General features: G+C 76.2%; 28 protein-coding genes and 1 pseudogene. 19 read left to right on the top strand and 10 right to left on the bottom strand.

The window, feature by feature from the left end; genetic code table 11:
* Positions 1 to 204 precede the first annotated feature (204 nt).
* Positions 205 to 1,656 (bottom strand): PLP-dependent aminotransferase family protein, encoded by a 1,452-nt coding sequence (locus tag MY520_RS00985; protein ID WP_436689177.1) that lies wholly within the window; start codon positions 1,654 to 1,656, stop codon positions 205 to 207.
* A 61-nt stretch (positions 1,657 to 1,717) separates the two neighbouring features.
* On the opposite strand from MY520_RS00985, the gene MY520_RS00990 reads away from it, so the two are divergent.
* Positions 1,718 to 1,999 carry a hypothetical protein gene (locus tag MY520_RS00990; RefSeq protein ID WP_436689179.1) on the top strand — a complete coding sequence of 94 codons (282 nt, stop codon included), beginning with the start codon at positions 1,718 to 1,720 and terminating at the stop codon, positions 1,997 to 1,999.
* 78 nt (positions 2,000 to 2,077) lie between these two features.
* On the top strand, positions 2,078 to 2,635 hold the full coding sequence (def, locus tag MY520_RS00995; protein WP_436689180.1) for a peptide deformylase: 558 nt from the start codon (positions 2,078 to 2,080) through the stop codon (positions 2,633 to 2,635).
* Between the two features lie 14 nt (positions 2,636 to 2,649).
* Here def and MY520_RS01000 read toward each other — a convergent pair whose 3' ends face one another.
* On the bottom strand, positions 2,650 to 3,042 hold the full coding sequence (locus MY520_RS01000; RefSeq protein ID WP_436689182.1) for a hypothetical protein: 393 nt from the start codon (positions 3,040 to 3,042) through the stop codon (positions 2,650 to 2,652).
* A gap of 96 nt (positions 3,043 to 3,138) precedes the next feature.
* On the opposite strand from MY520_RS01000, the gene MY520_RS01005 reads away from it, so the two are divergent.
* Both MY520_RS01005 and MY520_RS01010 read left to right on the top strand, forming a co-directional pair.
* A complete protein-coding gene (locus MY520_RS01005; protein ID WP_436689184.1) occupies positions 3,139 to 3,783 on the top strand; it encodes an HAD hydrolase-like protein in 645 nt (214 codons plus the stop codon).
* 30 nt (positions 3,784 to 3,813) lie between these two features.
* Positions 3,814 to 4,425 carry a flavodoxin family protein gene (locus MY520_RS01010; RefSeq protein WP_436689186.1) on the top strand — a complete coding sequence of 204 codons (612 nt, stop codon included), beginning with the start codon at positions 3,814 to 3,816 and terminating at the stop codon, positions 4,423 to 4,425.
* 3 nt (positions 4,426 to 4,428) lie between these two features.
* On the opposite strand, the gene MY520_RS01015 is transcribed toward MY520_RS01010, so the two are convergent.
* The 3 genes from MY520_RS01015 to MY520_RS01025 all read right to left on the bottom strand — a co-directional run bounded on the left by MY520_RS01015 (position 4,429) and on the right by MY520_RS01025 (position 7,749).
* Complete coding sequence (locus MY520_RS01015) at positions 4,429 to 5,661, bottom strand: MFS transporter (RefSeq protein ID WP_436689188.1); 1,233 nt, start codon at positions 5,659 to 5,661, stop codon at positions 4,429 to 4,431.
* 53 nt (positions 5,662 to 5,714) lie between these two features.
* Positions 5,715 to 6,884 (bottom strand): pre-mycofactocin synthase MftD, encoded by a 1,170-nt coding sequence (mftD, locus tag MY520_RS01020; RefSeq protein WP_436689190.1) that lies wholly within the window; start codon positions 6,882 to 6,884, stop codon positions 5,715 to 5,717.
* A gap of 190 nt (positions 6,885 to 7,074) precedes the next feature.
* Positions 7,075 to 7,749 (bottom strand): DUF4383 domain-containing protein, encoded by a 675-nt coding sequence (locus MY520_RS01025; protein ID WP_436689192.1) that lies wholly within the window; start codon positions 7,747 to 7,749, stop codon positions 7,075 to 7,077.
* A gap of 101 nt (positions 7,750 to 7,850) precedes the next feature.
* On the opposite strand from MY520_RS01025, the gene MY520_RS01030 reads away from it, so the two are divergent.
* Both MY520_RS01030 and MY520_RS01035 read left to right on the top strand, forming a co-directional pair.
* Positions 7,851 to 8,180 carry a tetratricopeptide repeat protein gene (locus MY520_RS01030; protein WP_436689194.1) on the top strand — a complete coding sequence of 110 codons (330 nt, stop codon included), beginning with the start codon at positions 7,851 to 7,853 and terminating at the stop codon, positions 8,178 to 8,180.
* A 244-nt stretch (positions 8,181 to 8,424) separates the two neighbouring features.
* Positions 8,425 to 8,736: pseudogene (locus MY520_RS01035) on the top strand (substrate-binding domain-containing protein); the annotation flags it as partial.
* 134 nt (positions 8,737 to 8,870) lie between these two features.
* On the opposite strand, the gene MY520_RS01040 reads toward MY520_RS01035, so the two are convergent.
* Positions 8,871 to 9,590 (bottom strand): hemerythrin domain-containing protein, encoded by a 720-nt coding sequence (locus MY520_RS01040; RefSeq protein WP_436689196.1) that lies wholly within the window; start codon positions 9,588 to 9,590, stop codon positions 8,871 to 8,873.
* A 60-nt stretch (positions 9,591 to 9,650) separates the two neighbouring features.
* On the opposite strand from MY520_RS01040, the gene MY520_RS01045 reads away from it, so the two are divergent.
* Both MY520_RS01045 and MY520_RS01050 read left to right on the top strand, forming a co-directional pair.
* Complete coding sequence (locus tag MY520_RS01045) at positions 9,651 to 10,280, top strand: TetR/AcrR family transcriptional regulator (protein WP_436689198.1); 630 nt, start codon at positions 9,651 to 9,653, stop codon at positions 10,278 to 10,280.
* A gap of 51 nt (positions 10,281 to 10,331) precedes the next feature.
* The gene (locus tag MY520_RS01050) at positions 10,332 to 10,583 is read left to right on the top strand and encodes a hypothetical protein (RefSeq protein ID WP_436689200.1); all 252 of its coding nucleotides are present in this window, start codon (positions 10,332 to 10,334) and stop codon (positions 10,581 to 10,583) included.
* 3 nt (positions 10,584 to 10,586) lie between these two features.
* On the opposite strand, the gene MY520_RS01055 is transcribed toward MY520_RS01050, so the two are convergent.
* A complete protein-coding gene (locus MY520_RS01055) occupies positions 10,587 to 11,312 on the bottom strand; it encodes an adenosylcobinamide-GDP ribazoletransferase (protein WP_436689202.1) in 726 nt (241 codons plus the stop codon).
* A 105-nt stretch (positions 11,313 to 11,417) separates the two neighbouring features.
* On the bottom strand, positions 11,418 to 11,969 hold the full coding sequence (locus MY520_RS01060; protein WP_436689204.1) for a histidine phosphatase family protein: 552 nt from the start codon (positions 11,967 to 11,969) through the stop codon (positions 11,418 to 11,420).
* Between the two features lie 63 nt (positions 11,970 to 12,032).
* Between MY520_RS01060 and MY520_RS01065 the strand changes: the two genes are divergently transcribed.
* Entirely contained in the window at positions 12,033 to 12,818 is a 786-nt protein-coding gene (locus tag MY520_RS01065; RefSeq protein WP_436689206.1) for an oxidoreductase, read from the top strand.
* Positions 12,819 to 12,948: 130 nt separating this feature from the next.
* Here the strand turns inward: MY520_RS01065 and MY520_RS01070 are convergent, their stop codons facing one another.
* On the bottom strand, positions 12,949 to 13,791 hold the full coding sequence (locus MY520_RS01070) for an HAD family hydrolase (RefSeq protein WP_436689208.1): 843 nt from the start codon (positions 13,789 to 13,791) through the stop codon (positions 12,949 to 12,951).
* Between the two features lie 126 nt (positions 13,792 to 13,917).
* Between MY520_RS01070 and ssd the strand changes: the two genes are divergently transcribed.
* From ssd to MY520_RS01105, 7 genes are all read left to right on the top strand, one after another.
* On the top strand, positions 13,918 to 15,012 hold the full coding sequence (gene ssd, locus MY520_RS01075) for a septum site-determining protein Ssd (protein ID WP_436689210.1): 1,095 nt from the start codon (positions 13,918 to 13,920) through the stop codon (positions 15,010 to 15,012).
* On the top strand, positions 15,009 to 16,160 hold the full coding sequence (locus tag MY520_RS01080) for a TadA family conjugal transfer-associated ATPase (protein ID WP_436689212.1): 1,152 nt from the start codon (positions 15,009 to 15,011) through the stop codon (positions 16,158 to 16,160). Before ssd ends, MY520_RS01080 begins: the two co-directional genes overlap by 4 nt.
* Positions 16,157 to 16,945, top strand: a complete 789-nt coding sequence (locus tag MY520_RS01085; protein ID WP_436689214.1) for a type II secretion system F family protein — start codon at positions 16,157 to 16,159, stop codon at positions 16,943 to 16,945. The genes MY520_RS01080 and MY520_RS01085 overlap by 4 nt, the downstream gene beginning before the upstream one ends.
* On the top strand, positions 16,942 to 17,670 hold the full coding sequence (locus MY520_RS01090) for a type II secretion system F family protein (RefSeq protein WP_436689216.1): 729 nt from the start codon (positions 16,942 to 16,944) through the stop codon (positions 17,668 to 17,670). The genes MY520_RS01085 and MY520_RS01090 overlap by 4 nt, the downstream gene beginning before the upstream one ends.
* A gap of 125 nt (positions 17,671 to 17,795) precedes the next feature.
* Positions 17,796 to 18,068 carry a DUF4244 domain-containing protein gene (locus MY520_RS01095; protein WP_436689218.1) on the top strand — a complete coding sequence of 91 codons (273 nt, stop codon included), beginning with the start codon at positions 17,796 to 17,798 and terminating at the stop codon, positions 18,066 to 18,068.
* A 68-nt stretch (positions 18,069 to 18,136) separates the two neighbouring features.
* Positions 18,137 to 18,514, top strand: a complete 378-nt coding sequence (locus tag MY520_RS01100) for a TadE family type IV pilus minor pilin (RefSeq protein WP_436689220.1) — start codon at positions 18,137 to 18,139, stop codon at positions 18,512 to 18,514.
* Positions 18,511 to 18,906: an Rv3654c family TadE-like protein gene (locus MY520_RS01105; protein ID WP_436689222.1), complete on the top strand. Its 396-nt coding sequence runs from the start codon at positions 18,511 to 18,513 to the stop codon at positions 18,904 to 18,906. Before MY520_RS01100 ends, MY520_RS01105 begins: the two co-directional genes overlap by 4 nt.
* On the opposite strand, the gene MY520_RS01110 is transcribed toward MY520_RS01105, so the two are convergent.
* Positions 18,903 to 21,437, bottom strand: coding sequence for a DEAD/DEAH box helicase (locus MY520_RS01110; RefSeq protein WP_436689224.1), 2,535 nt, complete (start codon positions 21,435 to 21,437; stop codon positions 18,903 to 18,905). The two genes, MY520_RS01105 and MY520_RS01110, sit on opposite strands and share 4 nt — an antisense overlap.
* 193 nt (positions 21,438 to 21,630) lie before the next feature.
* Here MY520_RS01110 and MY520_RS01115 point away from each other — a divergent pair, with 193 nt between their 5' ends.
* From MY520_RS01115 to MY520_RS01125, 3 genes are all read left to right on the top strand, one after another.
* Positions 21,631 to 23,895: a sodium-translocating pyrophosphatase gene (locus MY520_RS01115; protein ID WP_436689226.1), complete on the top strand. Its 2,265-nt coding sequence runs from the start codon at positions 21,631 to 21,633 to the stop codon at positions 23,893 to 23,895.
* A 167-nt stretch (positions 23,896 to 24,062) separates the two neighbouring features.
* Positions 24,063 to 24,380, top strand: a complete 318-nt coding sequence (locus tag MY520_RS01120) for a hypothetical protein (RefSeq protein WP_436689228.1) — start codon at positions 24,063 to 24,065, stop codon at positions 24,378 to 24,380.
* Positions 24,377 to 25,885 (top strand): alpha/beta hydrolase, encoded by a 1,509-nt coding sequence (locus tag MY520_RS01125; protein WP_436689230.1) that lies wholly within the window; start codon positions 24,377 to 24,379, stop codon positions 25,883 to 25,885. The genes MY520_RS01120 and MY520_RS01125 overlap by 4 nt, the downstream gene beginning before the upstream one ends.
* Positions 25,886 to 25,892: the final 7 nt, after the last annotated feature.

A 25,892-nucleotide genomic window follows, 5' to 3' on the forward strand; every position in this document is an offset into this window, starting at 1 on the left:
CCGGGCGGACCCGGCTCGGGCGCCGCAGGCCGGGTGCTCGACCTCTGCGGTACGCCGGCGGTGGCGGGACCACCGGCCGCTCCGTTCAGGGGACGGTACGTCGTCGGTCGCGGGGGCGCACGCCCAGCGACGACGCGATTGCACGCCGCGTCGCGTCGCCACCCGCTGTCCGCGCGCGGCACCCCGGTGCGTCGGACGCACCGCTCAGACGACGGTGGCCGGGCGGGCGGGGGCCAGGTGCCCCGAGCCGCGGCTGGGCAGCCCCGCGGCCACCCCGGCCAGCAGCCGCACCGCGGTCCGCAGCCGGTCCGGCGGCAGGGTGAACGGCAGCCGCAGGCGGTCGTCGAACGCGTGCCCCGTCCCGAACGCCCGCCCCTCCGCCAGCACCAGTCCGTGCGGCGCGGCGGCCGCGGTCAGGGCGGCCGAACTGGTCCCGGGCGGCAGCTCGCACCACACCGACAGCCCGCCGGCCGGCCGGCGGGCGGTCCACCCCGGGAGCGCGACGGCCAGCTCGGCGAGCAGCGCCTCGCGACGCTCCCGCAGCACCCGGCGCCGCTCCTCGAGGATCGCGTCCAGGCGTGCCATCAGCACGACGGCCGCCAGCTGGTCGACGACGCCCACCGACAGCTGCCGCCGGCCCAGCGAGGCACCCAGCTGGGCGGCCAGCGCCGCGTCGGTGCGCAGCCAGCCGATCCGCAGACCGCCCCACACGGCCTTGGACAGCCCGCCGACGGTCACCGTGGCCGCGTCGGGCAGCCCGGCGGCGAACGGCGGGAGGGGGCCGCCGTCCAGGTGCAGCTCCGCGGTCACCTCGTCGACGACGGCCAGGACGCCGTGCTGCCAGAGCGTTGCCGACAACCGGCGCCGCCCCGCCGCCGACAGCCGGGCGCCCGACGGGTTGGAGAAGTCGGGCATGAGGAAGGCCATCCGGGAGCTGCTCTGGCGGGTGACCAGCGCGGCGGAGGTGACCAGGGCGTCGGGGTCGTCCGGGTCGACCGGTGCCGGGACGCAGCGGCCCCCGGCGGCGTCGACCATGCCGAGTGCGCCGGGATAGGTCGGGTGCTCGACGAGGACGCGGTCGCCGGGCTGCAGCAGCGTCTGGAAGACGATCGAGGTGGCGTCGCCGGTGCCCGCGGTGACGACCACCTGGTCGGGGTCGGTGGGCAGGCCGCGGGCGGTGAACCGGTCGGCGATCGCCGCCCGCAGCTCCGGCAGGCCGCTGGGCGCGTAGCCGTGACCGGCGACCTGCCCGGGCAGGGCGGCCACGGCCTGCCGGTAGGCGTCGAGCAGGTCGGGCACCGCCTCCGGGGCCGCGTGCGCGAGGTCGAGCAGCTCCGGGTCGGTGACCGGCGCCCCCCAGGCACTGGTCGCGGCCGGCAGCTCGGTCACGGTGCCGGAGCCGTGCCGGGTGACGGCGAACCCCTCGGCGCGCAGCAGCCGGTAGGCCGAGGCGACGGTGACCCGGCTGGCCCCCAGCGCTGCGGCCAGTTCCCGCTCGGCGGGCAGCCGCGTGCCGCTGGGCAGGGTGCCGGTGGTGACCAGCTCGCGGATCCGCCGGGCCAGACCGGCATACCGCGGACCCGGCACCGCCTCGACCGGCCCGACCAGGGTGGCCAGTTCGCGTGCCCAGGTGGACTGGTCCGGTCGCGGTGGCATGCGGTCCACCATGCCGCAGTGGACTGCTTTCTGCCAGCCTTCGTGCTGCCACTCTTGCGGCATGACTCCAGGTGGTGCGCTCGTCCTGCTCGTCCTGCTCGCGGTGGCCGGCCTGTCGGTGGCCACCCTGGTGACCGCCGTCCGTGGAGGCCGCGGCCCGGCCGACCCCCCGGCCAGTCACCTCCGGACCGACCCGTCCGGCTTCCCCGTCCTGTCCGCGCCGCGCGGCGCGCTGCACCGGGTGCCGCGCCGGGCCCGCCCCGGGACCGCGCGCCCGTCGGCACGACTCGCCCGGGGAGTCCGGCTCGTCCGGGGAGTGCGGCGGACCTCGCCCGCGCGCTGACCGGCCGGCATCCGACCGCGCGGGCCGCGCCGTCCCCGAGCCGGACGGCGCGGCCCGTCGTCCCTAGGATCGGCGGTCATGCGCCTGCCCGGCCGGTACTCCGGCACTGCCCGGCCGATCGTGACCTACGGGAGCGACCCGGTGCTGCACCGGTCGTGCGCGCCGGTGACCGAGTTCGGCAAGGAGTTGCGGCACCTCGTCCTCGACATGTTCGCCTCGATGGAGGCCGCGGACGGGGTCGGCCTGGCGGCCAACCAGATCGGTGTCGACGCGCGCGTCTTCGTGATCGACTGTCCCGACGCGGCGGGGGAGGACGTCGTCGGCTACGTGGTGAACCCGCGGCTGACCGTGCTCGAGCCGCACGAGGGGGAGCCGGCGGAGGAGGTCACCGAGGAGGGCTGCCTGTCGGTGCCGGGGCCCTACGCCGAGTTGCCGCGGGCCTTCCGGGCACGCGTGGACGGCGTCGACGCGGCGGGCTCCCCGGTGTCCATCGAGGCGACGGGGATGGCTGCGCGTTGTCTGCAGCACGAGGTCGACCACCTCGACGGCACCGTCTACGTCGACAAGCTCCCCGAGGAGCAGCGCGAGCGGCTGCTGGCCGAGGCGGCCGGCCCCGGCGGGGACCTGCCGGCCTGACCGGTCGGGGGAACTCAGATCGAGGTGGGCCAGAACGCCCAGGCGGTGAGCCACACGATGCCGATGGTGACGACCACGGCGACCGGCACGTGTGCGGCGATGTTGCCGGAGCTGCCGAGTGCGCCCTGCACGAAGGTCAGCACGAAGACGGCCGCGGCCAGGCCGGCGGGCCACCAGAGCCCTGACTGCCGCCCGTACAGGACGGCGGCGACCAGCAGGAGCCCGGTGGCCACGTGCAGGACGATCGCCCCGCCGCCGTGCCCGCCGAGGGCGTCCGCGCCCTCCAGGAGCCGGCCGGCGGAGAAGAACTGCCAGAGCACGACGAGCACGGAGAGCACGGCCGCGGCCTGCGCGAGCCGGATGGTCGACGTCTGGCTGGCGACGGCTGCGTCGCGGGTCCGGGTCATCGGGGCCTCCGGGGCTCGGGCGGTTCGGCGGCTGGTGCTTGAAGATTGCAGCACCTGCGTATGGGTGGCGCCAGCCCCCGGAGCTGGGGGTTCTCTGTGAATCGCCTCGTCCTCTTCGATCTCGACGGCACGCTGGTCGACTCCACGCCCGGCATCTGGGCCTCCGTGCGGCACGCGGCCGCGGAGCTCGGGCTGCCCCCGCCCACGCCCGGCCAGCTCCGCGGGATGGTCGGGCCGCCGCTGCAGGACGGCTTCGCGCTGGTGCTCGGCGTGCCGCCGGGCGACGTCCCGCGGGCGGTCGCCGCGTACCGCGCGCACTACACCGCCGGCGCCCTGCTCGACGTCACCGTCCACGACGGCGTCGACGAGTTGCTGGCGGTCCTGGGGGCCGGCGGCGCGACGCTGGCGGTGGCCACGAGCAAGCCCGAGCCGTTCGCCGTCCGGGTGCTGGAGCACACCGGCCTGCTGGCCGCGTTCGCGAGCGTCCACGGGGCGACGCTGGACGGGGCGGTGCGCCACAAGGACCAGGTGGTCGGTGCCGCGCTGGCCGCCCACCCGCACGGCCGGGCGCCGGTGCTCGTCGGCGACCGCGCGCACGACGTGCTCGGCGCCGCCGCGCACGGGCTGCCGTGCATCGGGGCCGGCTGGGGTCCGGCGGAGGACGGCGAGCTGGCGGCGGCCGGCGCGGCGGTCGTCGTCGCGACCCCGGCAGAGGTGCCCGCCGCCCTCGTGCATGTGTGAACCCGCAGGCGGGGCGGGCATGGGCCGGTCGTGACCGACGACCCGCCCCTCCGTGCCGTCGCCCTGGTGTGCAGCCTCAAGCCGTCCCCGGCGCCGTCCAGCAGTGACCTCATGGCCCGCCAGGTACTGGAGGCGCTCGGCGGGCACGGCGTCACCGGCGAGGTCGTCCGCGTCGTCGACCACGACGTGCAGCCGGGTGTCGAGCTGGACATGGGCGACGGCGACGCGTGGCCGGCGATCCGCGCGCAGATCATGGCGGCCGACATCCTCGTGGTGGCCACGCCGACGTGGATGGGGCACATGAGCAGCGTCGCCCAGCGCGTCCTCGAACGGCTCGACGCCGAGCTGTCGGAGACCGACGACTCCGGCCGGCCGCTGGTCGCGGGCAAGGTCGCCGCGGCCGCCGTCGTGGGCAACGAGGACGGCGCGCACAAGATCATCGCCGACCTGTTCCAGGCGCTGGACGACGTCGGCTTCACCATCCCGTCGCAGGCCGGGACCTACTGGAACGACCAGGCCATGGGCGGCACCGACTACATCGACCTGGAGGAGACGCCGGAGGCCGTGGCGTCCACGACCGCCACGCTGGCGGCCAACACCGCGCACCTGGCCCGGCTGCTCAAAGCCAACCCCTACGGCTGAGGGTCAGGCGGCGACCGGCTCGGCCTGCTCCACGGCGGTCTCCTGCCGCACCACGCGCCGCCGCCGCAGCAGCCCGGCCACCGCGATCAGCGTCAGGACGATCAGCACCGCGCCGTAGACCTCGGCGGTCTGCCGCAGTCCCACGTGCCCGACGGCGATGCCCGCGACGACCGCCGGGACGCTGAACGCCAGGTACCCCGCGACGTAGACGCTGGAGAGCAGCCCCGCCCGGTCGCTGGGCGCGACACCGGCGGTGATCGTGCCGAGCGCGCCGAGGAACCCCACCCCGAAGCCGAAGCCGGAGACCGCCGAGGCGACGAAGAACAGGGTCAGGGAACCGGTGGCCAGCGCGGTGATCGTGATGCCGACCCCGACCGCGAACAGCAGCGCCCCGGTGAGCATCGACCGGTGCGGCAGCACCTGCCACATGCTGATCGAGCCGATCGCGCCGCTGCCCTGCATCGCCAGGATCAGCAGGCTGCCGACGAGGTGGCCCTCGACGCCGAACACGCCGACCGCCAGCGACGGGCCGAGGGAGAGGTAGAGCCCGCCCAGGGCCCACGTGGCGACCAGGCAGGGGAGAGCGACGAGGAAGGGAGCCCGGTGCGCGCGCGGTACTCCCACCTGCGGGCGCAGGGACGCCAGCGACCCCGGGATCCGCGGTGAGGTCTCCGGGAGGACCGCGACGGCGGCGGTGGCGACGAGGAAGGCCAGCACGAGCGGGGCGAACACCCAGCGGGTCGGTTCGCCGGTGTACTCGACGAGGACGCCGGCGCCGACCGCCCCGATGGACAGGCCGATCGTCGGCGAGGCGCTGTTGAGCATCGCGGCCAGCGGCCGGTCGCGGCGCTGCAGGTCGAGCAGCATCGCGCCCAGCGTGCCGGTCAGCGTGCCGACGGACAGCCCCTGCACCACGCGGGCGACCAGCAGCCACCCCACGCCGTCGGCCGCCAGGAACAGCACGCCGGAGACGACCTGGAGGAGCAGGCCGACGACGAGCACCGGGCGCCGCCCCACGTGGTCGGACAGCCGGCCGACCACCAGCAGGGCCGCCAGCAGCGCGATCGCGTAGATGCCGAAGACCGTCGTCAGCACCCCGGCCGAGAAGCCGAACCGCTCCTGGTAGACGCGGTACAGCGGCGAGGGCACCCCCGACGCGGCGAGGACCAGGACCAGCAGCGTGGCCGCCGACCAGAAGGCTGCGGTCGGGCGCAGGCGGCGGGAGGGCACGACCACGAGCAAGCCCTCCCGCCGCGGGGTCATTCCCGCCGCCCGGCGGGTCGCCCGGGTCAGCTGCGCGTGAAGCCCGCCGGCAGGACGACGTCCTCGCGGCTGAGGTCGTGCACCGAGGACTTGCCCAGGCCGAGCAGCGCCTCGTCGATGCCCTGCCGGAGGATCGACAGCACGTTCTGCACGCCGCGCTCCCCGTTGGCGGCCATGCCCCACAGGTAGGCGCGGCCGATCATCACGGCCTTGGCACCCAGCGCCATCGCCTTGACGACGTCGCCGCCGCGCCGCACCCCGCCGTCCATGAGCACCTCGACCTGGTCACCGACGGCCTCGGCGATCGCCGGCAGCGAGCGGATCGCGCCGGGGGTGCTGTCGAGGTTGTTGCCGCCGTGGGTGGAGACCGAGATCGCGCTCACGCCGGCGTCGACCGCCCGGCGGGCGTCGTCCACCCGGGTGATGCCCTTGAGCATGAACGGCCCGCCCCACTGCTCCCGCAGCCAGGCGACGTCCTCCCAGCGCGGGAGGGCGGTGCCCATCCACTCGCCGTAGGCGCCGAAGAAGTTGGGCGGCTCCTGCCCCTCGAGGGCGAGGTTCGGGACGCTCAGCTCGGGGATCGCACCGGTGCGCAGGTAGGTGGCCAGCCAGCGCGGCTTGCGCAGCACCTCGGGCGCGAACTTCAGCGCGTTCTTGACGTCGATCTTCTCCGGGATCGGCGGGCTGCCCCAGTCGCGGCGGGACGCGAACGACCAGTCCAGCGTCATGATCAGTCCCTTGGCACCCGCGGCGCGGGCCCGCTCGGCGCGGGCGAGGATCGTCTCCCGCGAGCCGACCCAGTACATCTGGAACAGCATCTTCTCGTGCGCGGCGCCGACCTCCTCCACCGGCTTGCTGGCGAAGGAGGACAGGCCCATCGCGACGTCCTCGGCGGCCGCGGCCCGCGCGACGGCGACCTCGCCGTCGGGGTGCACGGCCTGGACGCCGGTGGGCGAGACGAGCACCGGCATGGAGACCTCCTGGCCCATGACCGTGGTCGCCGTCTCGCGCTTGGCGGCCAGGTCGGCCACGTGCGGGCGCCAGGTGATCTCGTCGAAGGCGGCGACGTTGTCGTTCGCCGTCAGGCCCTTCTCCGTTCCGGCGACCAGCGCCAGGTAGACCGACCGCGGCAACCGCTTCTTCGCGCGGTGCTGGGCCTCCTCGACGGTCTCGAACCAGTCCTTCGTGCTCGCCATGACGTCCTCCGCGACTCGCTGCTCACCGGCGGCGGGACCGGTCTGCGCCGGTGACGCCCGCCACGTCCCGCGACATGGTGCCAGGAGGTGGCACTGAGTGTCACGCGCGGCTTCTCGTCCGCGGAAGGGACGACGGGGCGCCGGCGGCGGGCCCCGGGACCCGCCGCGCCCCCCGCCGCGCCCCTCGCCGTCAGCCGGGTGCGTCGAAGGACATCCAGATCCGGCGCCGCTCGGCCCGGCCGGAGACGAGCGCCATCGCCTCGACGCGGCGGCGCTGGTCGCCGGTGGCGGTGTGCTGGACGACGGCCACCTCGGCGTCCCGCATCGCCCGCTCGGCGGCGTGCTCGGCCTCGGTCGAGGGGCGCTCGTCGGCGACGTCGACGGGCTCCTGCGCGCGGGCGTAGGGGCTCTCGGGCGGCAGGTTGCCGCTGACCCGGCCGTAGGCCCCGAGCAGCAGCAGCACGAGCCCCGCGACGACGGAGAAGACCACGTTGGGGAACTCGAAGGCCAGGAGGTTGTAGCTCGTCCGCATCACCGCCAGGTTGGCCAGCGCCGAGACGAGGAACAGCGACCCGACGACGATCATCACCGTCGAGGCGATCCGCGGCCCGTGCGCGGCGGCGGCGAACAGCACCAGCGCGGTGACGACGGAGACCGCCGACAGCAGGCCGTTGGACGACAGCCCGAGGATCGGCTCCCCCTCGGTGGAGAAGAAGGGCAGCCCGCCGGCGAAGCCGAGCAGGCCGAAGGTGGCGATGACCAGCCCGACGACGACGGCACCGATCCGGTGCACGACCAGGACGCGCGCACCTGGGTCGGGCGTCGCGCTCGTCGTCCGCTGCCGGGAGTGGGGACGCAGGACCATCGGGACGCTCCTCGCGGGAGGGGTGCTGGTGCCTGCTCTTCGGCCTGGGTGCGGCGTCCGGATGCGGGAAGGTCACCGGGCCCGCCGTCGTTGACCGGGGCATGACCCGCCCGTTCGATATGGACCTGCACTCCGAGTTCCTCCGCGCCGACCTGTTCCTCTCCATGGGGCAGCCGATCGAGGCGGCCAAGGTGCTGGTGCCCGTCGTCGAGGCGGAGCCGGCGAACCAGGCGGCGCTCGAGCTCCTGGCCCGCGCCTACTTCGGTTCCGCGCAGCTCGGCCGCGCCGAGGAGGCGCTGGGCCGGCTGGTCGAGCTCGCCCCGGCCAACGGGTGGGCGCGTCGGGCGCTCGCGCGGACGCTGGAGCGGCAGAGCCGGGCCGACGAGGCGGTGCCGCACCACCGGATGGCCGACGCCCTCGGCGCCGACTGAGCCTCCCCGGCACCTCTCGGCGTCACGAGCGCGTCCGCTCGTGACGCCGGAGGACGACGGCGACCGCCGCGCCCGCGGCCGCGGTGGCCCAGCCCAGCGGCGTGCCGGCGAGGAGCAGACCGCTCTCCTCCGTCGTAAGGGCGGGCTGGGGCACCGGGGCCTGGGCGTGGTCGCGTTCGGGCTGACCCGGCGGGCCGAGCGCCGGCTGGTGGACCTGCCCGCGCAGGAGGCGGCCACCTACGCGGTGACCCGGGACCGGCTGGCCGGCTACCGGGCGGCGGCCGAGGCGGCCGGGGTCGACCGGTCCGGCGTCCCGGTCGCCGAGGGCACCGGCAGCACCGTCGAGGATGGAGAGGCGGGCGTGGCCGCCGTCCTGGCGCACATGCCCCGGCCGACGGCCCTGCTCTGCCTCAGCGACCGGCCGGCGGAGGGCGCGCTGCGGACGGCGTCCCGGCTGGGCCTGCGGGTGCCGTCCGACCTCACCGTCGTGGGCGTCGACGACGCCGAGCCCGCCGTCCGGCTGGGCCTGACCACGGTGGCGCAGCCGCACCGGCGCAAGGGCGAGGTGGCCGCCGGTGCGCTGCCGGACCTGCTCCGCGGGCAGCGGCCGAGACGGTCACGGTGCTGCCGACCGGGCTCGTGGTGCGCGGCTCGTCCGGGCCGCCGCCGCGGGCGTGATCCGCGGGCCGCTCAGGCGGTGGTGCGGCCGGGCGCGGCGCCGAAGACGCGTGCGTCCCGGCGCTCCAGCCGGCGGGCCATGAGCCGGCCGGCGCGGATCAGCAGCGGCGTGGCCCCGGGCAGCCGGCGGACCTGCTCGTCGGTGAGGCCCGAGACCACCCAGCCGAGCACGGCGGGGATCTCGTGCGGCCGGTACTCCTTGGCGAACACCTCGCGGTCGAGCCGGTCCCAGTCCTCCTGCGTGAGGTGGGCCTGCACCAGCGCCATCCCGTCGCGCTCCTCGTGCGCGAGGTGTGCACAGAGCGCGTCGCGCAGCTCGGCGGTCCGGTCGGTCAGCGCCCGGCGGGCGTCCTCCCCGGCTTGCCCGCGGGCGAGCGCAGTGAGGTGGGTGCGGCACGCGGCGAGCAACGGGTCGACGACGGCGTGCTCCTCCTCGAGGGCGTCGAGCACGGCCCGGTCCGCACCGCGCTCGGCCAGCAGCGGCCACAGGCCGGCGTCCTCACCGGTGTGGTGCTTGTGCAGCACGCTGGCGAACAGCCCGAAGCGGCGGGCCACGAGCCGCCAGCGTCGCCGGTCGGCCACGGGGACGTCGGCGGTGACCCTCGTGAAGGCGTCCAGGTCGCGCCGGAAGGCGCGGTGCATCAGGTACATCGCGGCCAGGTCGATCGGCCCGTCGGGGGCGGCGGCCTGGCCGGGGAGCAGCAGCTGGTCGACGGAGGCGGTGGCGGTCACGGGTGCTCTCCTTTGAGCTGAGTGACAATAAAACGAATAAAGCGATGCTATGGTGAACCTGTGACGGAGGGCAAGAGGGTCTACCGCTCAGCGCTGCGGGCCCAGCAGGCCGAGCAGACGCGGATCGCGGTGCTCGACGCGGCGGGCCGCTGTTTCCTCGAGTGCGGGTACGTCGGGACGACCATGCGGGACGTCGCGGCGGCCGCCGGCGTCTCCGTGCCGACCGTGTTCGCGCAGGGCGGCAAGGCGGCGCTGCTCCTCGCCTGCGTCGACCGCTCCGTCGCCGGGGACGACGAGGACGCTCCCTTGCTGGCCCGCGAGCGGTTCCAGCGGTTCTTCGGCGCCCCCGAGCTCGAGGAGAAGCTCGCGGCGCTGCGGGAGATCGCGCTGCGCTACGTGCCGCTGACCGCCCCCATGCTGGCGGTCTTCGCCGCCGCCGCGGCCGCCGATCCGGAGATCGCCGCCGCGTGGACCGAGTACGGGCGCCGCCGCTACCAGGACAACCGGGCGCTGGTCGAGGCCCTCGCCGCCTGGCTGCGGCCCGACCTGGACGTCGACCGCGCCACCGACATCTGGTGGGCGGTGTTCACCCACGAGCTGTCCGACGCGCTCATCGGCGTCCGCGGCTGGAGCCTCGAGGAGTACGTCGACTGGCTCGTCGGGTCGGTGCGGCGGCTGCTGCTGCGCTGACCTGCCGTCGAACGCGTGCATCGACCAGCCGGGCCCGGGTAACCCCTCGGCATGAGCATCCTCGGACGACTGATGGGCACGGCAGAGAACACTGCACGCAGCGCCGCGCGTGGCGGCGGCGCCGCCGGGCGGAAGACGGGGCGCACCGCCGGACGCGCGACGACGGGCCGGTCGGCCGCCGGGCGGGCCTCGACCAGCCGCGGCTTCGGCCGCACGACGGCCCGGTCGACCGGTCGCGGACGACCCACCACCGCCGCCTCCGGGATCAGCGGGATGCTGAGCGGGCTGCTCCGCCGCCGCTGACGATCAGGGGACGACGGCCGCGGCCACCAGTAGGGTGACCGTGGCCGTCGTCTCGCCCATCGCGCCCATGACGTCGCCGGTGACCCCGCCGAGGCGGGTCCGCGCCCGGCGCAGGAGGAGTTCGGCTGCGGCCAGGCCCGCTGCGGCGCCGCCGAGGAGCTGACCGGCGAGCACCGGGTCGCCGGCGGCCGCGACCCCGATGAGGACGACGCAGACCACGAGGCAGCCGCCGAACCACCGCCCGGACACGGTGCCGGCGACCGCGCGGCCCAGCGCGGAACCCTCCGCCGGCGCGACCCCCCGCAGGCCGGTGCGCGCCATCGCGATCCGGGCGGTGAGCACCGACGTCCAGAGCCCGAGCCACCCGTGGTCGTCGGCCAGCAGCACGGCCGCGCACGAGACCTGCAGCAGCACGGCCAGGACCAGGGTCACGACGCCGAACGGACCGACGTCCCCCTGGTGCATGACCTGCAGTGCCCGCTCCCGCCCGCACAGCGGGCCCAGCCCGTCTGCGGTGTCGGCGAGGCCGTCCAGGTGCAGTCCGCGGGTGAGTGCCGCCAGGGTCGCCACCCCCAGCACCGCGCCCACCAGCGGGCCGACCAGGTGTGCGCCCGCCACGGCCACCCCGGTGGCGACGCCGCCGAGCAGCAGGCCCACGAGGGGAGCCCACGGCAGCACGCCCCGGGTCCCCGCCGCCGCGCGAGCCGGGACCGGCAGGACCGTCAGCATCGCGGCGGCCTCGAGCGGACCCGTCCACCTCACCGGCGGGCGGCCGTTCCGTCGCGGGCTCCGGCGGCTCCCCGGTCGGCCCGGGCCCGTGTCATCCGGTGGGCCTCACAGCTGGACCTCGAGCCGGGTCACGCTGCCGTTGTGCGGCGTGACCGCCGGCAGTGCGTCGGGGCCCAGCCCGGTGGCGACCGCCTGCACGGCCCGGATCGTGTCGCCGTGGGTGACCAGCGCGACGACGTCCGCCGGCGGCTCGGCGCACAGGTGTTCCAGGTACGCCGCGACCCGGCCGTGCAGCTCCGCGAGGCTCTCCCCGCCGTCGGCCGCCCAGTGCGGGTCGTCCCAGTCGACGACGTCCCACAGGTCGCGGGACGGGCGGCCCTCGAGCACCCCGTAGGCCTGCTCGCGCAGCGCGGCGGTCGTGGTGAAGGGCAGACCGGTCGCGCGGGCACAGTGCTCGGCGGTCTGCACGGCGCGCCGCAGGTCGCTGGAGACGAGGACGCCCGGCCGCAGGTCCCGCAGCTCCCGGGCCGCCGCCGAGGCCTGCGCGTGCCCGAGGTCGGTCAGGGGCACGTGGGCCGTCTGCCCCTGCATCAGGCCCGCGGCGTTCCACTCGCTCTGCCCGTGGCGGACGAGGAGAAGGGTCAGCGGCCGGGCCATGGTGGGAGCGAGGGTAGCCAGCCTGCCGCGGGTCACCGCCGGCTCCCTCGTACCGTCGTGGTCGTGACCATCCCCGTCCGCCCCGGCGCCGCCCGGCCCGCCCGTCCGGGCGCCCCCGACCCGCTGATGCCGCTGCTGGACCTGCCCGGCGTCCGGGACGCGGCCCTGGCCGCCCGCAGCGGCATCGACCGGCTGCTCGGCCACCGGGTGCTGCGGCGCGAGTCCGCGGGCGTGAGTGCGGAGTCCGCGCTGCGAGGCGCGCGCGCCTCGGCCGCGCTGGAGGGGGTCGACGTGCCCCTGTCCGGCCTGCGCGCCGGGCAGGTGGACGACCCGGTCGTGCAGGGCGCGCTGCGCAGTTCGGTGGCGCTGGGGTCGATGGTCGACACCTGGTCACGGGCACCGGGGCAGGTGCTGGCCCGGCTGCACGTACTGGCCGCGGCGGACCTCACCGACCGGGCCGCCCTCGGCCGGCCGGCCCAGCACGCCGGCCCGCGGTTGAGCGGGCTGTTCTCCCTCGTCACCGGGACGACCGAGGTGCCTGCAGTGGTCCTCGCCGCGCTCGTCCACGGCGAGCTGGCGGCGCTGGCGCCGTTCGGCGTCGCCGACGGGATCGTGGCGCGGGCGGCGGCCCGGCTGACCGGCATCGCCCGCGGGCTGGACCCCAAGGCGGTGTCGGTGCCCGAGGTGGGCTTCGTCGAGCTGGGGCGGGAGGCGTACGCGGCGGCGCTGGCCGGGTACGCCTCCGGACGGCCGGAGGGCGTGGCGAGATGGCTGGTGCACTGCTGCCGTGCCACCGAGCACGGCGCCGTGGAGGGCCTGGCGATCTGCGAGAGCCTGCTCCGCGGCTGACCTCGTCCGCGGGTCCGCGGTGGGACCGGCCGGTGGTGACCGTGAGCCGCGGTGGCCGGGCGAAGCGGCGCCCGCGTCAGGCATCGCGGCGGCCGTCGGCTGGTCAGGCGCCGCGGCGCCGGTCGGCTCGTCAGGCGCCGCGGCGCCGACGCCGGCCGGGGAGTGGGGTGGAGGGACCGGCAGCGCCCTCGCGGAGGGCGCGCCGCCGGGCGTACCAGGCCAGCCCGACCACCGCGGCACCGACGCCCATCGCCGCGCCGGTCACCACCGGCGCCGAGGACACGGCGAACCGCGAACGCATGGACACCGGCCGGGTGAACTCCAGAACCGGCCAGCCGCGCTCGACGGCGGCCTTGCGCAGCCCTCGGTCGGGGTTCACCGCCGTCGGGTGGCCGACCTCCGACAGCATCGGCAGGTCGGTGATCGAGTCGCTGTACGCGTAGCAGTCGGCCACGTCGTAGCCGTTCTCGGCGGCCACCTCGCGGACCGCGACCGCCTTGTTCTCCCCGTACGCGTAGAAGTCGATCTCCCCGGTGTAGCGTCCCTCGACGGTCACCATGCGCGTGGCGACCACCCGATCGGCCCCCAGCAGCTCGCCGATCGGTTCCACCATCTCCGCACCGCTGCTGGAGACGATCACGATCTCCCGGCCCGCCGCCCGGTGCTCCTCGATCAGGTCGGCGGCCTCGGCGTAGATCAGCGGGTCGACGATGTCGTGCAGCGTCTCGCGGACGATCTCGTGCACCGTGGTGACGTCCCAGCCGGTGCACATCTGCGTGATCTGCGCGCGCATCCGCTCCATCTGCTGGGCGTCGGCGCCGGACAGGGAGAAGACGAACTGGGCGTAGGCGCCCTTGAGCACGGCGCGGCGGTTGATCAGCCCGCCCTGGAAGAACGGCCGGCCGAAGGCCAGGGTGCTGGACTTGGCGATGACCGTCTTGTCCAGGTCGAAGAACGCCGCTGCGCGGGTCACGGTTCACGACTGTAAGTGGACAGGGCGACGGTGACGGGGATCGCTTCCTGTCCACACCCGTTCGGGTTGTCCACAGATCCCGTGCGCCCCTCCCGCCACCGGGGGCGATGACTGTGCGCTGGGGCCGTGGCAGCTCTCCGTCCCCTCCCGCACCGCCCGCTCGTCGTCGCCGCCGACGAGGAGCTCCTCGACGACCTCCTGCGGCTGCTGGCCGCCGCCGGTGCCGAGCCCGAGGTGCCCTCCGGTGGGCCCGCACTGCGCCGGGCCCACCGCGACGCGCCGCTGGTCCTGCTCGGTACCGACGTCCTCGCGGCCGCCGCCGTCCGGGCGCTGCCCCGGCGCCCGGGCGTCGTCGTGGTCGCTCCCGGCGAGCCGCCGCCCGGTGCATGGGCGGCGGCGGTGGAGCTGGGCGCCGAGCGGGTGGCGGTCCTGCCCGACGACGAGGGGTGGCTGGTGGCGCGGGTCGCCGCGGCGCTGCGCTCCCCGGTCGACCGGGGGGCGCTGGTCGTCGTCGGGGGCAGCTGTGGCGGCGCGGGGGCCAGCACCGTGGCCGCGGCGGTTGCGCTGGCCGCGGCCGCCGACGACGGAGCGCTGCTCGTCGACGCCGATGGCTGGGGCGGTGGACTGGACCTGCTCCTCGGCGCGGAGCACACCGAGGGGCCGCGCTGGCCGGAGCTCGCCGGGCTGCGCGGTCGCGTCGCCGGCGACGCCCTCATGGCCGCCCTGCCCGAGGTCTGCGGCGTCTCCGTCCTGGCGGCCTCCCGCTCGGTACCGGACGACGTCCCCGCGGAGGCGCTGCAGTCGGTGGTCGAGGCCGGCCGAGCCGGCGGGTGGCCGGTCGTCGTGGACCTGCCCCGCGCGGCCCGTCCCGAGCTCGCCGATCCGGTGCTGGCCGAGGCCGACCTCGCGGTGCTCGTCGTCCCGGGACGGCTGCGGGCCGCGTCGGTGGCCCGCCTCCTGGGCGGTCCCGGCCTGGACGGTCGCCCCGCGGCGTGGGCGGGGGCGCAGCTCGTCGTCCGTCGCGTCACCGGAGGGCTGTCGGTCGACGAGGTCGCCGACGTGGCGGGGCTGCCGGTGCTCGCGGAGCTCGGTCACGACCGGAGCGCGGTTCCCCGCGGCGAGCGTGGCGAGCCGCCCGGCGTCGGTGCGCGCTCCCCGCTGGGAGCGGTGGCCCGCCGGGTGCTGGCGCAGGTCTCCCGGACGGCCGGGGTCGCGGCGTGAGCGGACCGCCCCTGGTCGACCGGGTCCGTGCCCGCCTCGCGCTCGAGCCGGGAGTGCCGACCCGAGCCTCGGTCGCCGCACTGGTGCGCGAGGAGTCCGGCGGTCTGCTCGGTGACGACGACGTGCTGCGGGCGGTGCGGGACACCGTCGACGAGCTGGCCGGCGCCGGACCGCTCGAAGTACTGCTGCGTGCGCCCGGGGTCAGCGACGTGCTGGTCAACGGGCCCGAGGAGGTGTGGGTCGACCGCGGCGGAGGCCTCGAGCGCAGCGATGTCCGGTTCGCCGACGAGGACGCCGTGCGCCGGCTCGCCGTCCGGCTGGCAGCCGCGGCCGGGCGGCGGCTCGACGACGCAGCTCCGTGGGTCGACGTCGGGCTGCCCGACGGCACCCGGCTGCACGCGGTGCTGCCGCCGGTGTCGGGGAGCGGGACCTGCCTGTCCCTGCGGGTGCTGCGCCGGGCCTCGCTGTCCCTGGGCGACCTGGCCGAGCGTGGCACCCTCCCCGGCAGCAGCGCGACCCTGCTGCACGCCCTCATCGCCGGCCGGCACGCCTTCCTCGTCACCGGAGGCACCGGGTCGGGCAAGACGACGCTGCTGTCCGCGCTGCTCGGCGTCGTCCCTGCGGGCGAGCGGTTGGTGCTGTGCGAGGACGCGCCGGAACTGGCCCCCGCGCACCCGCACGTCGTCCGGCTCTCGACGCGGCCGCCGAACGTGGAGTCGGTGGGCGAGGTGACCCTGCGCGACCTGGTGCGGCAGGCCCTGCGCATGCGCCCGGACCGGCTGGTGGTGGGCGAGGTGCGCGGTGCCGAGGTCACCGATCTGCTCGCCGCGCTGAACACCGGCCACGACGGCGGCTGCGGCACCCTGCACGCCAACCGGCCGGCCGAGGTGCCGGCCCGGCTGGAGGCGCTCGGTGTCGCCGCCGGTCTCGACCGCCTGGCCGTGCACAGCCAGGCGGCCGCGGCGCTGGCCGTCGTCGTGCACCTGCGCCGGACGCCGTCCGGACGGCGGGTCGAGGAGATCGGTGTGGTCCGCCGATCCGGGGAGCTGGTCGTCGTCGAGGCCGGCTGGCGCGCAGACGGTGGCGCGTGTCCCGGCGCGGACCGGCTGGCCGCGCTGCTGGACCATGTGTCCGGAGCGTCGGGGTGACCGCCGCACTGCTCCTGCTCGGTGCCGCCCTGGTGACGTGGCCGGGGAACCGGGCGCTGCTCCGTGCGCGGCGCGTGGCGAGCGTGCGCCCCCCGTGGCGCACGCCGTGGTCGGTGCCTGCCGCGTCGGTGCCCCTGCTGTGCGGGGTCGCGGCGGCGGCCGGAGGCGCCCTCCTCAGCACCCCGCTGGTCGCCGGGCTCGCCGGGGTGGTCGCGTCCCTGGCGGCGCGGGCCGGAGAACGACGCCGCGCCGGCAACCGGGAGGAAGCGCGCGTGCTGGCGCTGGCCGAGGCGCTCGGTGCCCTCGCTGCCGAGCTGCGCAGCGGCCGGTCGCTGGAGGGTGCGACGGCGGCGGCCGTGACCGCCTGCGCGGACGCCGACAGCGGGAGGGCCCTGGCCCGCGCCGTCCGCGCACCCACGGCCCCGGCGCCGGCGGACGCCGGGCTCCTGGGCGATGCCCTGGAGCGTGTCTCGGCGGCGACCCTGCTCAGCCAGCGCTCCGGCTGTTCCCTGGCGGCCGTCGTCGGAGCGGTGGAGGACGACCTGCGGGCCCGCCGCCGGTACCGGCTGGACCTCCGGGCGGCCACGGCGGGGTCCCGGGCGAGCACGGTGCTGCTGGCCGGACTCCCCCTGCTCGCGCTGGCGATGGGCGGTGGGGTCGGCGCGGACCCGTGGCGCGTGCTCACGACGACGGGGACCGGTCAGGTGCTGCTCGTGGCCGGGGTGGGGTTGGAGGTCGCGGGCCTGGCCTGGTCGGACCGTCTCGTCAGCCGGGCCGTGCGGTGAGCGGGCACGCCGCCGCACTGCTCCTGGCGGCGGCGGTGCTGGTCTGGCCGCCTCGGCGGACGCTGGTCCTCCGCCGCGTGCGGCGCCTCTCCGTGCCGCAGGTGGCGGAGGCGGGTCCTCCCGCGGGAGGCGCCGATGTCGGCCCCCGCCGCCGCTGGGCGCTCGCCGGCACGGCGGGGGTCGCGACCGGGCTCCTGGTGGGTGGGCTCCTGGGAGCGGTGACCGCGGCCGTGGTCGCCGCGGGCATCGAGCGCCTGCTGCGCCGAGGCGGGGACGAACGGTCGGCCGGCGTCGGGTCATCCGCGGACCTGCCGGTGGCCTGTGACCTGCTCGCCGTCTGCCTGAGGGCGGGGATGCCCGTGGGCGGAGCCGTCGCCGCCGTGGCCTCGGTGCTCCCCGGCGCTCCGGGACCCGCCCTGGCGACGGTCGCCGCCCTCTACCGGATGGGAGCGCCACCGTCGCGCGCGTGGTCCGACGTCCCTGCCGACCTCGATGGGCTGGGCCGGGTGCTGGTGCGGGCGGGGGAGTCCGGGTCCGCGGTGGTGCCCGCGGTGCAGGCGCTCGCCGCCGACCTCCGCGCGGAGGCGCGCAGCCGCGCCGACGCCGCCGTGCGCCGGGCCGGTGTGTGGGTGCTGGCCCCGCTCGGGGCCTGCTTCCTGCCGGCCTTCCTCTGCCTCGGTGTGGTGCCCCTCGTCCTCGGCATCGCGGCCGACGTCTTCGGCTGAGCCGGTCCGCGGTCCACAGGCGGTCGCGGGATCCACAGATGCCGCCGGCTCATGGAGGTGCGGAGCGCCCACCGCGAGGGTCGGAGGCGACGGCCCGGACGGCGGGCCGAGAACGAGGAGGCACCGTGACCAGCAACGCCGCGCCCCAGCCCGACTCCCTGGCACTGCCCGACAGCTCCGCGGCCACCGAGGGGGCGACTCCGCACGCCGGCTGGTTGCGGGCCCGCTGGGCCCGTGTCCGCGCCACCGGTGAGGCCGGGATGAGCACTGCCGAGTACGCGGTGGGCACCGTCGCTGCCTGCGCGTTCGCCGCCGTGCTCTACCGGGTGGTCACCGGGGGTTCGGTCGTGGACGGGCTCAGCGAGCTGGTCGCATCCGCGCTGGCCACCCTCTCCTGACCGTGACGCCGATCGGCCGGGCCCGCCGAGCGCGACCGGGGCGGGCCCGGGGTGGCCCCGAGGCGGGCATGGTCACGGCGGAGACGGCGGTCGTGCTCCCCGTGCTCCTGCTCGTCCTCGCCGGCGCGGTCGCCGCGGTCACCGTCGTCGGCGCCCAGCTCCGGTGCGTGGACGCGGCTCGGGAGGGCGCCCGCGCCGCCGCCCGGGGCGAGGAGGCGGCGGTCGTGATCGCCGTCGCCGGCCGGGCCGCACCCGACGGCGCGGCGGTCACCACCGCGGCGGCCGGGTCGACGGTCGTCGTCACCGTGGCCGCCGACGTCGCGCCGCTCGGGCCCGTGCCGCTCCGGGTGCGGGTGTCGGCCTCCGCGACGGCCCAACGGGAGCCGGGCACGGAGGTGGATGCTGCGGCCGGCCGGGCAGCGGTCCCGAACGGGGACGACGGATGACCGACGCGACCGGGACCGACCCGGAGCGCGGTTCGGCGACCGTCTGGGTCGTCGCCCTGTCCGGGGTCCTCGCGGCCATCGGGGTCGCCGCCGTCCTGGTCGGAGGGGCCGTCGTCGCGCGGCACCGGGCCACGTCCGCCGCCGACCTGGCAGCACTGGCAGCGGCCGAGCGGGCCGTCCGGGGGGATTCCGCGGCGTGCAGCGTGGCGGCGCAGGTCGCGACGGCCAACGGTGCACACCTCACCGCGTGCTCCGTCGACGCGGGGGCCGTCGTCTCGGTCGCCGTCGAGGTCCCGGTCGCCCTCGGGCCCCTCGGCGTGCACCGGGCGGACGCCCGGGCCCGGGCCGGTCCGGTCCCGCCGTCGGTTCTCGCAGGCTCCGGTGGGCCCTAGAAGACGAGGTCGTCCTCCGTGTGTGGGGGTACGGGGGCCGGTTGCCCGCCCGCCGCAGCACGGCTGTCCCGGGAGACCGGGCCGGGGACGTCCGCCGCACCTGGCCCGCTCGCGGGCTCGGGCTCGGGCTCGCCGAGCTCCACGGGCTGTGCCCCCGTCGACGCCTCGGCGGCGGCCAGTTCGTCGAGGACGACGTCCAGCACGCGCACCGCCCCCGCCTTGTCCAACGGGTCGTTGCCGTTGCCGCACTTGGGTGACTGGACGCAGGAGGGGCAGCCGCTCTCACACTCACAGCTGGCGACCGTCGCCCGGGTCGCCTGCAGCCAGCGCCGGAGCACGGCGAAGCCCCGGTCGGCGAAGCCGGCGCCCCCGGGGTGGCCGTCATAGACGACGATCGTCGCCGCACCGGTGTCGGGGTGCAGGGCGGTGGAGACGCCGCCGAGGTCCCAGCGGTCGCAGGTCGCCAGGAGCGGGAGGATGCCGATCGCGGCGTGCTCGGCCGCGTGCAACGAGCCGGGCAGCCCGACCTCGTCCACCTCCGCGCGGGCCACCGCCTGCTCGTCGAGCGCGAGCCAGACCGCGCGGGTGCGCAGCTGTCGCGCCGGCAGGTCGAGCGGGAACTCCGCCAGCACCTCGCCGGTGCCCAGCCGCCGGCGCTGGTAGGCCACCACCTGGTTGGTCACGTCGACGACGCCGGTGTGCGCGGTGAGGGTCCCCAGCCGCCGCGAGCTGTCGGTGGAGACGATCGACAGGTCGGTGACGTCCCGGGCGACCGTCGTCCACTCGGGGCTCTCCGGGTGCACCACGGCGATCGCGTCGTCCACGCTGAACTCGTCGACGACGTAGGTCTCGCCGCGGTGCACGTAGAGGGCGCCGGTGTGCACCGTCGCGTGGGCGGCGTCGCCGTCGACGGTGCCCAGCAGCCGCCCGGTGGCGCCTTCGATGATCGTCACCGGCTCCAGGCCGCTGCCTCGGATGTCGACGTCCGGGCGCCCCCGGCCGGCCCAGTACCAGCCCGTCGGGCGCCGCCGCAGCAGCCCATCGGCGACCAGTTCCTCGACCCGTGCCTCGGCGGCGGGCCCGCCGAAGTCGGCGAGGTCGTCGGGCACCAGCGGCAGCTCCGCGGCGGCGCAGCACAGCTGGGGCCCGAGCACGTAGGGGTTGGTGGGGTCGGTGACCGTGGCCTCCACCGGCCGCCCGAACACCGCCCGCGGGTGGTGGGCCAGGTAGTGGTCCAGCGGGTCGTCGCGGGCGACGAAGACGACCAGCGACTCCCGCTGCGCGCGCCCGGCGCGGCCGGCCTGCTGCCACAGGGAGGCCAGCGTCCCGGGATAGCCGGCGAGCACGACGGCGTCCAGGCCCGCGATGTCGATGCCCAGTTCCAGGGCGTTGGTCGTCGCGACGCCGAGCAGCTCACCGGCCGACAGCGCCCGTTCCAGCTCCCGGCGCTCCTCCGGCAGGTACCCGCCGCGGTAGGAGTCAACCCGGCGGGCCAGGTCGCCGCGGCCGCGGTCGAGCAGGATCCGGCGGGCCTGCTCGGCGACGGACTCGGCGCTGCGGCGGGACCGGACGAACGCCAGCGTCCGCGCGTTGCGCTCGACCAGGTCGGCCAGCAGCGTCGCGGCGTCCGCGGCCGCCGAGCGGCGCAGGGGCGCGCCGTGCTCCCCGGTGCGCTCGGTCAACGGAGGTTCCCAGAGGGCGAAGGTGGCGCCCGGCCGCGGCGAGCCGTCCTCGGTCACGGCGACCACCGGGGCGCCCACCAGCCGGGAGGCGGCGGCGGCCGGCTCCGCGACGGTGGCCGAGGCCAGCAGGAACACCGGCTCGGCGCCGTAGCGGCGGCAGATCCGTCGCAGCCGGCGCAGGACGTGACCGACGTGCGAGCCGAACACCCCTCGGTACGAGTGGCACTCGTCGACCACCACGTAGGCCAGCCGGCGCAGGGTGCTCGACCACTTCTGGTGAGCCGGCAGGACACCGCGGTGCAGCATGTCGGGGTTGGTGACGATCCAGCGCGAGTGCCGCCGGACCCACTCGCGCTCCTCCATCGGGGTGTCGCCGTCGTACGCGGCGGGACGCACCGTCGGGTCGGCCAGCGCGGCCACCGAGGCGAGCTGGTCCCGGGCCAGGGCCTTGGTCGGCGCGAGGTACAGCACGCAGGCGCGGGGGTCCTCGCTCAGCCGGGTCAGCGCCGGCAGCTGGTAGGCCAGGGACTTGCCCGACGCCGTCCCGGTCGCCACGACCACGTTCCGGCCGTCGTGCGCGAGCTGCGCGGCCTCCACCTGGTGCCGGTACGGAGACGCGACGCCGTTGGCCTCCAGCCGTGCCCGCAGCGCGGGTCCCACCCACTCCGGCCACGGCAGGGTGCGGCTCTCCCGCACCGCCAGCCGGTGGACGTGGGTGACCGGTTGCTCCTCCTCCGGCGTGCCGGCGAGGACGGCGGCGAGCAGGTCGCCGCCGGGGAGGATGCCACCCCCTGGACCAGGGTCCGTGCCGGGAGGGGGAGCCGACCGGACCGGGTGGAGCGTGGTCACCCCTCCACTGTCACACCTCCGGGCAACCCGTGGGCGCCCGATCGAGAGCGGACGGTCGGGCTACCTGTGCGGCGTGTGATTCCCCTTACACTCACGCGACGCTCGGGCACACGGAACGAATCCGTGCGCCCGGACAGGACCTCCGCCGACCGGAGCACGTGCCGGGGGCAGCCGACCGCTTGGGAGGAAACACATGCCGGACAGTGCACTCTCCGGCGGGGACGTCGTACTGGTGACGATCGTCCTCGCCATCTCGATCGCCGCCCTCGCCTTCGCCGCCTACCTGGTCCGCGCCGTCATGGCGGCCGACCAAGGCACCACGACGATGCGCGACATCGCGCGGGCGGTACAGGAGGGTGCGGCGGCCTATCTGCGCAGACAGTTCCGCACGCTCGCCGTCTTCGCCATCATCGTCTTCGTCCTGCTGCTCGTGCTGCCGGTCCACGAGGGAGGGTGGGGCACCCGGGTGGGTCGCGCGCTGTTCTTCCTGGTCGGGGCGCTCTTCTCGGCGATGGTCGGGTTCATCGGGATGACACTGGCCACCCGCGGCAACGTCCGGGTGGCCGCGGCGGCCCGCACCGGCGGCTACCGGCCGGCCTTCCGCATCGCGTACCGCACGGGCGGGGTCTGCGGGATGATCACCGTCGGCCTCGGCCTGTTCGGCGCCGCCCTCGCGCTGCTGCTGTTCGACGAGACCGCGCCGGTCGTGCTGGAGGGCTTCGGCTTCGGTGGGGCCCTGCTGGCCATGTTCATGCGTGTCGGCGGCGGCATCTTCACCAAGGCCGCCGACGTCGGTGCCGACCTGGTCGGCAAGGTCGAGGCCGGCATCCCGGAGGACGATCCCCGCAACGCGGCCACCATCGCCGACAACGTGGGCGACAACGTGGGCGACTGCGCGGGGATGGCCGCCGACCTCTTCGAGTCCTACGCCGTCACGCTCGTCGCGGCGCTGATCCTGGGCCAGGTCTTCTTCGGAGCGGTCGGGATGGTCTTCCCGCTGGTGGTCGCCGCCATCGGCGTGATCGCCTCGGTCGTCGGGATCCTCGCCAGCAACCCCGGCAAGAACGACGCCAACGGCCTGGCGCCGATCAACCGCGGCTTCTTCACCTCCGCCGTCGTCTCGTTGGTCCTGGTCGCGGCCGCCGCCTTCACCGTGCTGCCCAGCGTCGCCGACGTCCCCGACACGGTCGTCAGCCCGCAGGTCCTCGGCTTCGTCGCCGTGCTCGTCGGCATCGTGCTCGCCGCGGCGATCCAGCTGCTCACCGGCTACTTCACCGAGACGGCGCGCAAGCCCGTTCAGGACGTCGGGCGCAGCTCGCTGACCGGCCCGGCCACCGTCATCCTCTCGGGGATCTCGCTCGGCCTGGAGTCCGCGGTCTACGCGGCGCTGCTCATCGGCGGCGCGGTGTACGCGGCGTTCCTGGTCGGCGGCGGCGCCGCGCTGTACGCGGTCGCGCTGGCCGGCTGCGGCCTGCTGACCACGGCCGGCGTCATCGTCTCGATGGACACCTTCGGCCCGGTCAGCGACAACGCGCAGGGCATCGCGGAGATGTCGGGCGACATCGACGAGGAGGGCGCCCGGGTGCTCACCGACCTCGACGCGGTCGGCAACACCACCAAGGCCATCACCAAGGGCATCGCGATCGCCACGGCCGTGCTCGCGGCCACCGCGCTGTTCGGCTCCTACAACGCCCAGATCGGCGTCGCGCTCGACGAGGCCGGGGACACCCTGGGTTCCGCCTTCAGCCTGGTGAACCCGAACAACATCGTGGGGGCCCTGCTCGGTGCGGCCGTCGTCTTCTTCTTCTCCGGCCTGGCGATCAGCGCGGTCTCCCGCGCCGCCGGCCGGGTGGTCTTCGAGGTGCGGGAGCAGTTCCGGACCCGGCCCGGGATCATGGACTACACCGAGCGGCCCGACTACAGCGCCGTGGTCGACATCTGCACGAAGGACTCCCTGCGCGAGCTCGCCACCCCCGGGCTCCTGGCGGTGCTCGCACCGGTGGCCGTCGGGTTCGGTCTCGGGTTCGGGCCGCTGGCGGCCTACCTCGTCGGCGCCATCGCGGCAGGCACCCTCATGGCCGTTTTCCTCGCCAACTCCGGCGGTGCCTGGGACAACGCCAAGAAGATGGTCGAGGACGGCGCCTACGGCGGGAAGGGCAGCGAGGCGCACGCCGCCACGGTCATCGGCGACACCGTCGGCGACCCGTTCAAGGACACCGCCGGTCCGGCCATCAACCCGCTGATCAAGGTCATGAACCTGGTCGCCCTGTTGATCGCGCCGGCCATCGTCGGCATGTCGGTGGGGGAGGACCAGAACACGACCCTGCGGATCGTCATCGCGGTCGTGGCGACCCTGATCATCGTGGGCGCCGTCATCGTCTCCAAGCGGCGGTCGGTCGTCGTGGGCGGGGCCGGGGCGGACAACCCCAGCACCTCCCTGACCACCAGCGTTCCCTGAGCGCACGCCCCGATCCTCCGGCCGGTCCCCGCCGGCCGGAGGACGGCGGCGGTGGTCTGTGGACGGCGGTGCCGGCTGTGGACGAGCACCGGCGAGCCGTCGGGCCGGCCGCCTAGCGTCCGGCCGCGCCGGTCCACCGTGGCCCGGCACGACGCCGGGAGGTCTCCGTGTCCGTGACCATCACCGCGCAGCTCGACGCCATCGACACGCTGGCCGTCGAGCTGACGCTGCTCGCGGCGGAGCTGGGCGAGGACGCCCAGCTCTGCCGGTCGACCGCCGTCTCCCTGGGGACGGCGGTCACCGGCGAGACGGGGGAGCAGGCGGGCGCCGCGGGCTCCGGCTGGGGCGGTGTGCTCGACCTCGTGGCCGGGCACACCGGCCGGCTGGCCACGACGCTGCACGAGGCGGTCGCCTCCTACCGGATGACCGACGCGGTCCTCGCCGACCGCGTGCTCGAGAGCCGGCGCGGGACGGCGCCGCGATGAGCGCTCCGCCGCTGACCGAGGTCGCCGGCTGGGACGTCCCGCGGTTGCGCGGCGCCGTCTCGACCCTCGTCACCGTCGCCGACCGGCTGCCCTCCTGGCGGGCCCGAATGGAGTCCGTCGGCCGGTCGCTCACCGACGCGGAGTGCTGGTACGGCCCGGCCGCGCAGGCCGCGGGGACCGCCCTCGTCGAGGTGTCCACGGTGGCCACCGCGGTCACCACGGCGCTGACGGAGTCGCTCGAGCAGGCCCACCGGCTGCTCACCGAGGCCGACGCGGCGCAGGACTCCGCGGAGCGGGCACTGGCGGCAGCCGCGGCGGTACCGGTGGTCCTCGACGGGACCGGGCGGCTCGTCGCGATCCCGCCGCTGGGCGCGGCAGCGGCCGGTCTCGACGCCGACCAGACCGCAGCGGTCTGGCGCGCCCAGGAGCTGGCGGCCGAGGCCCTGGACGCCGCGGCGCGGGCCGGCCTGGCCGCGACCGCCGCGGCCGACGCGCTGACCGGGCCGGGGATCGGCGGGCCCTCCGGCCCCGCGACCTTCGCCGCCCTCGCCGACCTCGTTCCCCCGCCGTCCGCACCGCCGGCGACGCTGGTGCTGAACCGCCCGCCCGGCGAGGTGGCCGCCTGGTGGGCCGGCCTGTCCACGGCCGAACGGGAGACCGTCATCGAGCGCACCCCGGTGCTCGCGGGCGGTCTGGAGGGACTGCCCGCCTGGGCCCGCGACCGGGCGAACCGGCTGCGCCTCGAGGAGGTCCTCGCCGACTCCTCGGCGGCGGGGCACCCCGTCGCCGTCTCGGTCGCGGCGGAGCTCACCGAGCGGGAGGAGCAGGGCGAGTCCGTCCAGCTGTACGAGCTCCGGCCGTCGGAGGGGCTGGTCGGGCTCGCACTGGGGGACGTCGACACCGCCGACTCGGTCGCGCTCCTGGTCCCGGGCATCCTGAACGAGCCGCAGGACGACCTCGACGACCTGGTGGAGAACGCCGACGCGGTGGCCGACGCCGCCCGCGCTGCCGAGCCAGGGCTCACCGTGGCCGGCGTGGCCTGGTTCGGTTACCGGCCGCCGGGAGTTCTCGGTGCGGTCGGCACGTCAGCGAGCCGGGAGGGCGGTCGCGCACTCGACCGTGCCCTGGACGGTCTCGCCACCGCCCGCGCCACCGATCCGGCGCGCGTCGTCGTCAGCGCGCACAGCTACGGGACGACGGTGGTGGAGCAGGCCGCCGCGGCGCCCGGGGAGCTGGCCGCCGATGCGGTGGTCCTCAACGGGAGCCCGGGCATGAACGGGGACGCCGGGAGCCTGGAGGCCGCCGAGGTGTACGAGGCGTCAGCCGGGTTGGACCCGATCGGCTGGGTGGACTGGCACGGCAGGTATCCGACGTGGGACGACGGGTTCGGGGCCATCGAGCTGCCGACCGAGTGGGTGATGACGCACAGTGAGTACTACGCCGAGCACTTCCCGACCCTGGCGGCGATCGGGGAGGTGGTCGCCGGTCCCCGGCCACCGGACTGACGACGCC

This window comes from Geodermatophilus sp. CPCC 205506 (assembly GCF_051383635.1).
Classification (GTDB): domain Bacteria; phylum Actinomycetota; class Actinomycetes; order Mycobacteriales; family Geodermatophilaceae; genus Geodermatophilus.